11 protein-coding genes are annotated in these 12073 nt (G+C 64.1%); 6 read left to right on the top strand and 5 right to left on the bottom strand.

Going from position 1 to position 12073, the window contains the following annotated elements:
* Positions 1-9: 9 nt before the first annotated feature.
* The 4 genes from ABIB99_RS18650 to ABIB99_RS18635 are packed head-to-tail and all read right to left on the bottom strand — an operon-like array spanning position 10 to position 3739.
* The gene (locus ABIB99_RS18650) at positions 10-1242 is read right to left on the bottom strand and encodes an acyl-CoA dehydrogenase family protein (protein WP_354176978.1); all 1233 of its coding nucleotides are present in this window, start codon (positions 1240-1242) and stop codon (positions 10-12) included.
* Positions 1243-1265: 23 nt separating this feature from the next.
* Positions 1266-2270, bottom strand: coding sequence for an NrtA/SsuA/CpmA family ABC transporter substrate-binding protein (locus ABIB99_RS18645; RefSeq protein ID WP_354176977.1), 1005 nt, complete (start codon positions 2268-2270; stop codon positions 1266-1268).
* An 18-nt stretch (positions 2271-2288) separates the two neighbouring features.
* On the bottom strand, positions 2289-3017 hold the full coding sequence (locus ABIB99_RS18640; RefSeq protein ID WP_354176975.1) for an ABC transporter ATP-binding protein: 729 nt from the start codon (positions 3015-3017) through the stop codon (positions 2289-2291).
* Positions 3014-3739, bottom strand: a complete 726-nt coding sequence (locus ABIB99_RS18635) for an ABC transporter permease subunit (protein ID WP_354177106.1) — start codon at positions 3737-3739, stop codon at positions 3014-3016. The genes ABIB99_RS18640 and ABIB99_RS18635 overlap by 4 nt, the downstream gene beginning before the upstream one ends.
* Before the next feature lie 417 nt (positions 3740-4156).
* On the opposite strand from ABIB99_RS18635, the gene ABIB99_RS18630 reads away from it, so the two are divergent.
* A complete protein-coding gene (locus ABIB99_RS18630; RefSeq protein WP_354176974.1) occupies positions 4157-5248 on the top strand; it encodes an LLM class flavin-dependent oxidoreductase in 1092 nt (363 codons plus the stop codon).
* Positions 5249-5261: 13 nt separating this feature from the next.
* On the opposite strand, the gene ABIB99_RS18625 is transcribed toward ABIB99_RS18630, so the two are convergent.
* Positions 5262-6602, bottom strand: a complete 1341-nt coding sequence (locus tag ABIB99_RS18625) for an LLM class flavin-dependent oxidoreductase (protein ID WP_354176973.1) — start codon at positions 6600-6602, stop codon at positions 5262-5264.
* Positions 6603-6671: 69 nt separating this feature from the next.
* Between ABIB99_RS18625 and ABIB99_RS18620 the strand changes: the two genes are divergently transcribed.
* The 5 genes from ABIB99_RS18620 to nikE are packed head-to-tail and all read left to right on the top strand — an operon-like array spanning position 6672 to position 12073.
* Positions 6672-6938 carry a hypothetical protein gene (locus ABIB99_RS18620; protein WP_354176971.1) on the top strand — a complete coding sequence of 89 codons (267 nt, stop codon included), beginning with the start codon at positions 6672-6674 and terminating at the stop codon, positions 6936-6938.
* A complete protein-coding gene (locus ABIB99_RS18615) occupies positions 6925-8535 on the top strand; it encodes an ABC transporter substrate-binding protein (RefSeq protein ID WP_354176969.1) in 1611 nt (536 codons plus the stop codon). Before ABIB99_RS18620 ends, ABIB99_RS18615 begins: the two co-directional genes overlap by 14 nt.
* A 3-nt stretch (positions 8536-8538) precedes the next feature.
* Positions 8539-9456 carry an ABC transporter permease gene (locus tag ABIB99_RS18610; RefSeq protein WP_063984167.1) on the top strand — a complete coding sequence of 306 codons (918 nt, stop codon included), beginning with the start codon at positions 8539-8541 and terminating at the stop codon, positions 9454-9456.
* Positions 9453-10367: an ABC transporter permease gene (locus ABIB99_RS18605; RefSeq protein ID WP_084795211.1), complete on the top strand. Its 915-nt coding sequence runs from the start codon at positions 9453-9455 to the stop codon at positions 10365-10367. Before ABIB99_RS18610 ends, ABIB99_RS18605 begins: the two co-directional genes overlap by 4 nt.
* On the top strand, positions 10364-12073 hold the full coding sequence (nikE, locus tag ABIB99_RS18600; protein WP_354176967.1) for a nickel ABC transporter ATP-binding protein NikE: 1710 nt from the start codon (positions 10364-10366) through the stop codon (positions 12071-12073). The genes ABIB99_RS18605 and nikE overlap by 4 nt, the downstream gene beginning before the upstream one ends.

The following is a 12073-nucleotide window of genomic DNA, read 5'->3' as shown; positions in this document are numbered from 1 at the left end:
TGTTCGCTCTCAGAAAAAGCCCTTCGCGGGCAACGGCGTGCCGTTGATCTCGTGTTCGCCGATCGAACGCGCCTTGTAGGTGGTCGGATTGTGCGAAGAGAGCGTGCGCGCATTGCGCCAGTGACGGTCGAAGTTAGTGACCTTCTTGGTCGCCGATGCGCCGCCGACATCGAACAGCAGGCTGCCACCTCGGATGGCGAAATCATCGGCGATGATCTTGGCCTTTGCCGAGAGCAGCGCGGCGGTGTGCGCCGCCTCTGTAGCGTTCGCCGCGCCGGCGTCGAACGCATCGGTTGCAATGTCGAGCGCCTCGGCGGCCGCCAGCACCACCGTTTCGGCCGCAAAAGCGCCGCTCGCGATCTGGCCGACCGTCTGTTGCAGGAGCGGATCGTCGGTCGGGATCTCGGTGGGCGCGTAGTAAAACGTACGCTTGCGCGAGCGGACCAGGGCTGTCGCATCGCGCAGCGTCGCACGCGCAATACCCGCGACGATCGCCGTCAGAAACAGCTGCGCAAACGTGTTGGAATAGGGCACACCATAACCGCCGTCCGGCGTGTCGAACACCACTTCCTCGCGCCTGACCTTGACGTTACGGAAGTGCGTCGTGCCGGTTGCGGTAAGTCGCTGCCCGAGCCCGTCCCAGTCGTCGACCAGCTCGATTCCCTCGCGCTTGATCGGCACGATCGTGGCGCCCGTCGCTCCGGACGGATCGGCCGCGCGCACCAGCACATAATCCGAGTACAACGTGCCTGTGCTGTAATATTTAGTGCCGTTCAGCAGATAATCGCCGTTCCCGTCGGGCGTGAACGTCGTCCCCGGCGTGACATTGCCGACGCGCGGGCTTTCAAGCTCGGTCGTCGCAAGTCCGATGATGGCGCCCTCGGCGACCGCCTTCTGCCATTGCCGGCTCTGCTCGTCCTTGGGCGTACGTACCAGGCGCTCGACCACGCTGAAATGGTTGCGCAGGATATGCGCGACATTGGCGTCGGCCTCGCCGAGGCGGATGACGAAGGCGAAGAGATCGCGGATCGTGCTGCCGGCGCCACCGGCGTTCAACGGCAGCCGCAACGCGCCAAGGCGGGCCCGGCGAATGAGATCGATGACCTCGAACGGCAGGATGCGGTCGCGCTCGCGGTCACTGGCCCCCTCGGCGATCTGGTTGAGCAGAGCCTCCAGCTCCGGCGAGCCAGCCTTGATCGGCTCGGATGTGCCGAGAGAGGGGGTGGATACAGTCTTGTTCATTGTCTTGGCCTGTTGGTAGCGTTTCAGAGCTGGGCGAGATGGTCGGTCACCTTGACCGGCTCGGGTAGAACCTTGCGGGCCGCGAGCCAGTCGGCTGCCCTTTGCAGCTCGCCCACAAACTGCTCGTCGTTGACCGCGAAGTAGCGATACTTGCGGTTCATCGCGATGAACTGGTCGCGGACCTGATCGCTGTATTTCCCGGCCTTCTGCGCGATGTACTCGGCGTCCTTGCTGTTCTCCGAGATCCACTTGCCCTCGGCGCGGAACGCGTCATTCACGGCGCGGACGAGCGCGGGATTGTCGGTCGCGAACTTGCGGGTGGTGAGGTAGGAGGTGTAGTCGATCTGGAATTCGAGATCGCGGCCTTCCAGAAAGATGTCGTGCGCCTTGTATTCGAGCCGGGCGATGTCGACGCCCGGGCTCCACATCGACCAGGCGTCGACCTTGCCTGAGGCGAGTGCGGGCGCCGCATCGGGCGGATTGAGATAGACGAACTTCACCGCGGAGCGGTCGACCTTGTGTTTCTCGAGCGCTGCGACCAGCAGGAACTCGCCGAGGCCCGAGCGATTGACCGCGACCGACTTGCCGACGAGGTCTTCGATCCTGTCGATGCCCGAGCCGTCCTTGGCGATGATCGCCGTGGTGCGGGGCTCGTAGACCACGAACTGCGTGAACACCAGCGGCGAGCCGGCGATGATTGCGGCGAGCGCCGGCGTGGTGCTGCCGCCGAAGCTGAAATCGGCGCTGCCGCCGGTGACCGCCTGCAAGGTCGGGGCGTGGTTCGGGAAGGGTCCAAGCCACTCGACCTTGATCCCGTCTTTGGCCAGCGTCTTCTCGAACTCGCCGCGCTCTTTGGCGATCAGATTGAGGCCGCTCAGGCCCCAGGTCAGGCGCACCGTATCGGTGGTACGGCCAGGGGCGGCCTGGGCGAATTCGCTGATGTTCATACCAGCGAGCGCGCCAATGCCAAAAGCTGCGGAGCCGAGGAAGCTGCGCCGAGATGGTTTGGCGATCGATGAGTCGGACATATTTTCCTTCCGGATGACCTAGCTGGGAGAATGGGAGACCACGCCAAGCTCGCTAAGGAGTTCGGCGCGCGAGATGGATGCCGAGCTTCCACGCCCGGCGCGATGCTCGTAGGCGATTGCGCCGTTGCGCATCACGAGGATGCGATCGGCCAGCGCGATGGCTTCGTCGACATCGTGGGTGACGAGCAGGACGCCGGGCTGATGATTGGCCACCAGCTCGCGGACCAGCTCGTGCATGCGGATACGGGTGAGCGCATCGAGCGCGGCAAACGGCTCGTCGAGCAGCAGAAGCTCGGGCTGCTGCACCAGCGCGCGGGCGAGGGCGACGCGCTGGGCCTGCCCGCCGGAGAGATTTCGGGGCCAGTCTTCGAGCCTATCACCGAGGCCGACCTCGGTGAGCGCTTCGGCGGCGCGTTCGCGAGGATCTGGAACCTGCAAGCCGAGCGCCACATTGCGCCAGAGATTGTCCCACGGCAGCAGCCGATGCTCCTGAAACACCACGGCCGGCCGGCGGGGCGCCACGATACGGCCCCCCTGGATGGGGTCGAGCCCGGCCAGCGCCCGCAACAATGTTGTCTTGCCGCACCCGCTCTCGCCGAGCAGGGCGACGAATTCGCCACGATCGATGCGCAGGTTCAGCTTCTCGATCACGACGCGGCTGCCGTAGCTGCGGACGAGGTTGCGGACAACGACGGCCGGTCCGGATTCGAACGGCGCGGAGGGCTGCGGGGCGACGTGCACGTTCATCTCGCTGCTCCGTAATTCGGATGCCAGGCGAGGAGGCGCTGTTCGAGAAAGCGCGCAATGGCGTCGGCCGCGACGCCGATCAGCGCGTAGATTACGATCGTCAGGACGATCACATCGGTGCGCAGGAATTCGCGCGCATCCATCGCGAGAAAGCCGATCCCCGACTGCGCGCCGATGGTTTCAGCCACGACCAGCGCGAGCCACGCCGTGGCGAGAGCGTAACGAACCCCGGTCAGGATCGACGGCAGCGCGCCGGGAAGGATGATCCGGCGGATCAGTTGAAGCGACCTCAGGCCCTGGACGCGCCCCAGCTCGAGCAGCTTGGGATCGACCTGGCGGATACCGAGCACCGTATTGATGTAGATCGGGAACGTGACGCCAAGTGCGACAAGGAAGATCTTTTCCGCTTCGCCGACGCCCAGCCAGACGATGACGAGGGGGAGCGCGGCGAGGAAAGGGATGGCCCTGATCATCTGCACGCTGCGGTCGATCGCGGCTTCCGCTACCCGCGAGAAGCCGACAAGAACGCCCAGCGTGGCGCCAACCGCAGCACCGATCGTAAAGCCGGCTGTGGCACGCAGGAGGCTGACGCCGAGGTCGTTCAACAGACTCCCGGTGGTCGCAAGCTTGAACGCTGTCCGGATGACCTTGCTCGGCGCGGGCAGAACCTGTGGCGAAAGCCATCCCGCCTGTGCAAGCGCCTCCCAGACAATCACGAGCATCACGGGCGCGATCCAGGACAGGAGCTGAAGGCCGCGAGCACCAAGCTTGCTTGCTCGCGCCGGCGATTGAACGCTGCCCTGCGTTGACGGCGCGTTAGCCGCGCCGATCGCCGTACTGTCGATTTGGCTCAGTTCGATATTGCTCAAGACGCGAGACCTCGTTCCACCTCCTGCATCCGATCCGGGAGGTGCGACGCCAATGACTTGCCGTCCGCGGAAAATGTCCCACGAAATCGGCCCGACAGAAATAGAGCGCTATTTCAATTGTCATTCGATACGGAGTGATCTGCTGTCGTTGCGGCGCCGCTGCACGACAAAGAAAATCTTTTGAGGCGGATGTGCTTGATCTCGCATCAGCCGTTGGCGAGAACAGGTACCGATCGATAGCATGACCAAAGAAAGTTACAGGAGAGCACGATGGCGACTGCACCTCTTCGCTTCGGCATCTGGGCGCTGGTGCATGGGCCGCGCGCGGCGCATCAGGATCCCGAAGAGCCTTATGATGCGTCCTGGGAGCGCAATCGCGATCTCATCCTTGCAGCCGAAGAGCTCGGTTATGATTCAACGCTGATCGCGCAGCACACCATCAACCCGCATCAGGAAGACCTCGATCAGCTCGAGGCCTGGAGTGCCGCGGCAGCGATCGCGGCGCTGACCAAGCGCATCGAGATCATTGCTGCGATCAAGCCCTATCTCTATCACCCCGTCGTGTTGGCGAAGCTCGCACTCGGGATCGAGAACATCAGCGGTGGCCGGTTTGCGATCAATCTGGTCAATGCCTGGAACCGTCCCGAACTGGAGAAGGCCGGGATCGGCTTCCCGGACCATGACGCTCGCTATGCCTACGGCCGCGAGTGGATATCTGTCGTCTCGCGCCTCATGGAAGGCGAACGTCTCAATTATGCGGGCGAGCATTTCAACGTCACGGACTATGCCCTGCGCCCGACCAGCCTGTATCGCAAGCGTCCGGCCATCTATGTCGGCGGTGAGTCCGAGCCGGCGCGCGGCCTCGTTGCAGGCCATGGCGACGTCTGGTTCATCAATGGCCAGCCGCTGGAGGATGTGGCCGGGTTGATTGCCGATGTCGCAGTGCGCCCGCGCGATGCCGCGCCGCCGCTCCGTTTCGGCTTGTCGGCCTTCGTCGTCGCACGCGAAACCCGGGAGCTGGCGCAGGCCGCTTACGAGCGGTTGCTGAGCCTCGCCGCAAAGGATGCGCCGATGAAGGCGATCCAGAAGCACAACACCGACCCTGAGGTCGTGATGATGCAGACCATGCAGAAGACGCCGCGTGTTGGCAGCAATGGCGGTACTGCCGCGGGGCTAGTCGGGAGCTATGACGAGGTGGCGGAGCGCATCGAGGCGTTCCATGCGGCCGGCATCGAGCTCTTCATGCTGCAATTCCAGCCGTTCGAGGCCGAGATGCGGCGATTTGCACTCGAGGTAATTCCGCGCGTGCGGGCCAGGCGATCGGCCAAGCCCGCCGACGGGCGGGATCGATCTCTGGGATAGATAGTCGGGACAGCTAGGCTGATGCGACCTCCGACGCCCGCTTCGCATATCGGCTCACTGGTCGTTGCAGGCCAAAATGATCGCGCAGCGTCGAGCCGGCGTACTCGGTGCGGAACAGCCCGCGACTCTGTAGGATGGGCACGACGGTATCGACGAAGGTCTCCAGACCGGACGGCAGTACGTCTGGCATGAGGTTGAAACCGTCGGCGGCACCCGCCTTGAACCAAGCCTCGATGTCGTCGGCGATCTGCTCCGGCGTGCCGACGATGATGCGATGTCCGACGCCGCCTCCGAGCGCGCGGATCAGCTGTCGGACTGTGAGATTGCCACGACGTGCGATATTCACGGTGCCTTGGAACATGGTGTGGTTGGCATTGACCGGAAGCGGCAGGGGATCCGGCAGGGGCTTGTCGAGCTCGAGGAGGGTAGGGTCGATCTGAAGCGTGCCGGCCAACCGCGCCAGGCTGTATTCGATCGGCACCAGTTCCCAGAGCTCGTCCTGTCGCCGCTTGGCTTCGGCCTCGGTGCTGCCGATGACGGTGGCGAGCCCGGGCAGAATGACGATGGAATCGCCGGAACGACGATAGGACGCGGCGCGTGCGCGCAGATCGCGCGCATACGCGACGCCTTCCTCGATGCTCTGCGCCAGCGTGAATACGGCTTCTGCATAAGCTGCCGCGAAATCGCGCCCGTCATTCGAGCCACCCGCCTGCACCGTGACCGGTCGCCCCTGCGGCGAGCGTGGGACGTTCAGAGGTCCGGCCACCGAGTAATGCGGGCCGCGGTGCGCGATCGGGTGCACTTTCGACGTATCAACAAATCGCGCGCTCGCCTTGTCGCCCACAAAGGCGTCGTCCTCCCAGCTGTCGCACAATGCGTGGACGACTTCCGTGAACTCCTTGGCGCGCTCGTAGCGGGCCTTGTGCTCCAGTGCACCCGTGAGGCCGAAGTTGCGGCTTGAAGCGGCATCTGCCGTGGTGACCGCGTTCCATCCCGAGCGGCCGCCGCTGGCGTGGTCGAGCGTCACGAAACGGCGTGCGATGTTGTAGGGCTCGTTGTAGGTCGTCGACACCGTCCCAATCAGACCGATGCGCCTGGTCGTTGCGGCAACTGTTGCCAGCACGATGGTCGGCTCCATCGACGTGAACGACCGGTAGTCGATGCGGTCGTTCACGGCAGGCGAGTCCGCCAGAAAGATTGCGTCAAACTTGCCGCGCTCGGCAATCTGAGCCACGCGCACATAATGACCGAGATCGAAGAAGGCGCGTGGATCGCTGTCGGGCAGTCGCCAGGCTGACGGATATACGCCGGAGTGAAGCAGGTTGACGTTCAGGTGCAATTGGCGTGGCGACATGGGGATTCCAAAGGTCAGCTGGTTGTCGGGTCACGATGCGCAACGATCGTGCAGCATCGAATTGTCGGATTGGCGTTCGATGTCGTCGATTTCATCCACCGTCGGCGTGAGGGCTCGAATAATTTTTCAAACTTCATGTGCAGCCGCCGTCGCGACCGTTTGCATGTTGCGTTTGCGCGCGACGACGAATTACATCGCGATGCAACAAGAGATAACGCCTCGTGCAGATCGGATGAAGCGCAAACGAACGTCATCCTTCAATTGATGATGTTCGATGCGTCGATTGCAGGGGCAGCAGCAGAAACGATTGCGAGTGACGCGGATGAAGAAGAATAATTTGCTGGTGAGCGGCGTGGCGATTGCCTTGCTCGCGTCGAATGTCGCGTATGCCGAAGACAAGCCGGTTTCCGGAGGCGCGTTGCGGTGGGGCGTGACGACCGAGCCATCATGCTTCGATCCGCATTATTCGTCACAGCAGGCTGCGTTCTTCGTGGCCCGCAATTACATCGACTCGCTGATCGCGAAGAAGGCGGATGGCACGTTCGCACCCTGGCTTGCGGCCGAGTGGTCGATTTCGACCGACGGCAAGGAATACACATACAAGCTGAGGGAAGACGTCGTCTTCCACGACGGGGAGAAATTCGACGCAGCAGCGGTCAAGGCCAACTACGATTTCGTCAAGAAGCCCGAGAACGCGGTCACCGCGGTCTCGCTGCTCCAGGCCTACGATCGTGCCGAAGTGGTCTCGCCCTATGTGGTCAAACTGGTGTTGTCGACGCCGGATTCGAGTTTCCTGGAGTCGACCTCGAATGTGAAGCTCGGCCTGATCTCGCCGAAATCGCTGGCGAAGGGTGATCTCTGCGGAGGTGGACGCGGGTTGGCCGGCACCGGACCGTTCGTGTTCGAGAGCTACACGCGCGGCCAGTCCGCGGTGTTCGCGCGCAACGCGGCCTATAATTGGGCGCCTGGCAATGCCGCGCATAACGGACCTGCTCATCTGGACCGCGTCACTTTCCGCTTCCTCCCCGAATATGCCGTTCGCACGGGCGCATTGACCTCGGGGCAGGTGGATCTGATCGAGGGCGTGCAGCCGACCGATGCGCCGCTGTTCGCGGAGCAGCCGGGCTTCAAGCTGCTGACCGGCCCGTCCGGCGCCAGCACGTCCTTCACCTTCAACATCAACTACACGCGCCCGCCGGCGGACGATGTTCGCGTGCGCCGCGCGCTGCGCGACGGTTTCGATCTGGAGCCGATCGTGAAGCAGGTCTATCTCGGCACCGTGCCGCGCGCCTGGTCGATCATCGGCCCGGCCAATCCCGCCTATAACAAGGCACTGGTCGGTTCCTGGGGCAACGACATTGCTGGCGCCAACAAGCTGCTCGACGAAGCCGGCTGGACTGGCCGCGATTCCGAAGGCTTCCGCACCAAGGACGGCAAGCGCCTCTCGATCGAGGTCGGCTATCCGCAGCCCTATGTGCGCGACAATCGCGACATCCTTATCCAGGGCGTCCAGGCGGCGTTGCGCAAGAATGTCGGCCTCGATCTCAACCTGCGCCTGATCACGGCGGGCGAATACGCCAAAAACAACGCCAACGGCACCTGGGTGATCTATCCCAATACGGACAATCCGTCCGATCCTGCCCGCGAGCTCTGGGACATGCTGGGATCGAAGGGCTTCCTCTATTCCAACATTCCCAATCCAGACCAGGAGATCACGAGCCAAATCGACGAGTCGTTGCGGACGACCGATCCGGTCCGCAAGCGGCAGCTCACCGACGCGATTCAGAAGCGGGGTGTGGACCAGGCCTTCATCGTGCCGTTGTTCGCGCCGAGCTGGTTCCTGGCGGCGAAGAGCAACGTCAACGGTCTGGGCTTCGAGGCCGGCCTCGACTCGCCGTCCAGCGCCTACGATTTCTGGATCGCGAAGAAGTAGGCCATGTGGTCCCGCATCGTCTCAAGGCTGTTCACCAGCCTGGTGGTGGCCTGGGCGAGCGTGACAGCAACGTTTCTCGCGTTGCATGCGCTGCCGGGCCGCATTCAGGACATCCTCGCCGGTGACGTCGAATATCCCGGCCTCCGTGAGGCGATCGCAGCCGAATGGGGCCTAGATCGCTCGTTGCCCGAGCAGTACGTCGAGTTCTTGTCGCGCATCCTCCGCGGCGATTTCGGCACGTCCTATGTGCTGCGCCAGCCGGTGATCGAGGTCGTCGGATCGCAGCTTCTGCCGACCGTCGAGCTTGCGCTCACGGCCGGCGTGCTTGCGATCGTGATTGCCGGCTTTATCGCGCTGCTGACTGCGGGGCGAGGGCGGTTCTCGCGCGAGCTGGCCTCGTTCGTCGAACTGGTGTTCGCCTCGACGCCCGTCTTCTGGCTCGGCATCCTCCTGCTGATGGCATTCTCGTTCAATCTGCGCTGGTTTCCCGTGTCGGGTGCGGAGGGGTGGAATTCCCTCGTGCTGCCGGCGATCACCCTGGCATTGCCGACCGCCGGCCTGCTGACGCAGGTTCTGCGTGAAGCCATGGAGAAGACGCTCGACCAGCCTTTCGTGACGACCGTGCGGTCGCGCGGCGTCGGCGAACTCGTCATTCGCTGGCGTCACGTGTTGCGGCACGCTCTTTTGCCGGCGGTGACGCTAGGCGGTTGGCTGATCGGCGGCCTGCTCGGCGGTGCGGTCATCACCGAGAAGGTGTTCGGCCGGCCAGGCCTCGGCACGGTAACGTTGGGCGCGGTGCTGACCCACGACGTGCCGGTCGTGCTCACCGTCGTGCTGCTCGCAGCCTTCATCCACGTCGCCGCGTCCACGCTGCTCGACATCCTCTATGTGCTGATCGACCCGAGATTGAGGGCCCAATGACCGCGCCGTCGCATCGCTCCTTCGACACGGCCGTACCGCTCGAGGCCCCGCAAGACCTCGTTGGCTTTGAGGCGTCACATTCTCTGGCTGCAATCGCTGTTCGGCGCCGTCTGCCGTTCGGGCTCGTCCTGTCCTTCGTCTTCGTCGCGTTCCTGATCGCGGCGTCGATCGCGCCTTCGCTGTTCACGCACTTCGATCCGCTCGTCGGCGATTTCAGCGAGGGCCTGAAGCCGCCGGGCTGGGCGCATCTGTTCGGGACCGATCGGCTCGGCCGCGACGTCTTCGCGCGGACCGTCTTCGGCACGCGCTACTCGCTCCTGATCGGGTTCGGCGGTGTTGCGGTCGGACTCGGATCAGGCATTGTCCTCGGCATCATCGCGGGCCAGCGCAATCGCATTCTGGATGAGGCCGTGTCGCGCCTGTTCGATATGCTGTCGTCATTTCCCGGCGTGCTGCTCGCCATGCTGATCGTGACCTTCCTCGGCCAAGGCATGCTCAACATCGCCATCGCGGTCGGCATCGCCGGCATCCCGAAATTTGGTCGCGTGGTGCGGGCGCAGACCCAGCTGATACGCGATGCCGATTACGTGACGCAGGCCGCGATCTACGGGTTGAGCCGCTGCCAAGTGTTCATCCGGCACGTCCTGCCCAACGTCCTTGTTGCCATCCCGATCATCGCCACCGTCTATATCGGCTCGACGATCCTGATCGTATCCGGCCTGAGCTTCCTCGGGCTCGGACCGCAGCCGCCGACGCCGGAATGGGGCGTGATGCTGGCGGAGAGCCGGGATGTGCTGCGCGTCGCCTGGTGGCCTGGAGTCTTCCCGGGCCTCGCCATCACCGCGACGGTGATCGCCTTCAGCGTGATCGGCAATCACCTACAACAGAGATTTGAAGGGCGGCTCGCATGAGCAGCGTAGGTTCGCAGATAGATCTGGCAGCGCCGATCGTCGAGGTGCAGGGACTGAGCATCGGCTTTGCCGGCGCCAATGGTGGCAAGCCGATCGTTGTTGATTTCGATCTGACGATCGGGCCCGGCGAATGCGTTGCCCTGGTCGGTGAATCCGGCTCGGGCAAGAGCATCACCGCGCGAAGCCTGCTCAATCTCGCCGGCGACGGTGCGAAGACCGCCGCGCACCGGTTCGAGATCAAGGGACGCGACGCTCGCAGCTTCGGCGAAGCCGACTGGCGCAAGCTGCGCGGGACCGTGACCGGGCTCGTCATGCAGGATGCTCTGGTCTCGCTCGATCCCTTGCGCACGATCGGCCAGGAGGTTGCCGAGGTCATTTCGAGCCATCGCATTCTGACCGATGCAGGCGCTATCCGGGATCGGACGCTGCAGACGCTCGGCAAGGTCGGCATTCCCAACCCCGCTGATCGTGCCCTGCAATATGCGCATCAATTGTCCGGTGGCCTGCGCCAGCGTGCGCTGATCGCGTCGGCGATCGCGGCTGACCCCGATCTCATTATCGCGGACGAGCCGACGACCTCGCTCGACGTCACCGTCCAGGCGCAGGTGCTCCAGGTCTTGGCGGAGCGAATCCGGGAGGGGGCGGGTCTCCTGCTCATCAGTCACGATCTCGCGGTGGTCGCCGGCATCGCCGACCGTGTCATCGTGATGCGTGACGGCAGGGTGGTCGACAGCGGGCCGACTCGCGATGTCCTTACCCATCCGCGCCATCCCTATACGCGGCAGTTGATCGCGGCGGTTCCGTCGGGGCGGTCGCGCGGGTCCAGGCTCGCGTCGGCGAGGTTCGAGCCCGGTGCGGGTGATGCGACGGCGGTCTCCATCGTGCGGGAGCCCTTGCCGCAGCGACAGGCGGCAGGCGAGGTCGTGCTCGAAGTCAAGGAGATCTCGAAGAGTTTCATTGCGCCGAAAGCCGCCGGACGGGCGAAGTCGGTGGTCCTGCAGGACATCAGCTTCGATGTCAGGGCCGCCGAGGTCGTCGGCATCGTCGGCGAATCCGGCTCGGGAAAATCCACCTGTGCCAAGATCGTGCTCGGGCTGCTTCACCCGGATGACGGTGAGGTAACATTGCTCGGAGAGCCCTGGTCCTCGGTCGCGGAAGCCGGGCGCCGCCGGCTTCGTCGCAAGCTGCAATACATCCCGCAGGACGCACTTAGCAGCTTCGATCCGCGCTATCGCGTCAGGAACATCATTGCGGAAAATCTTCCGGGCGCCGATAGCCGCATGGCGCGCCTGGACCGGATCGTGTCGCTGCTCGAACTGGTCGGCCTGAGTGCCGATCATCTCGATCGGGTGCCGCGATCATTGTCCGGCGGCCAGCGTCAGCGGGTGTCGATCGCGCGGGCGCTAGCGGCTGAACCCGCCATCATCGTCTGCGACGAGCCGGTCTCGGCGCTCGACATCTGCATCCAGGCCCAGGTGCTCGATCTCCTGGCCGAGCTCCAATCGCGGCTCGGAACGGCGCTGCTGTTCATCTCGCATGATCTCGGCGTCATCGAGCATCTGTGCGACCGCGTGCTGGTGTTCCAGAACGGCCGCATCGTCGAGCAGGGTGGCGCCGAGGCCGTGCTCAGGCAACCGCAGCACGCCTACACAAAGAGCCTGCTGGCATCCGTGCCGGACATCCAGCGTGGCTTGAGCGCGGCCTAA

The organism is Bradyrhizobium sp. LA6.1 (assembly GCF_040547805.1).
Taxonomy (GTDB): Bacteria; Pseudomonadota; Alphaproteobacteria; order Rhizobiales; family Xanthobacteraceae; genus Bradyrhizobium; species Bradyrhizobium barranii.
This window is presented reverse-complemented; position numbering and strand designations above follow the sequence as displayed.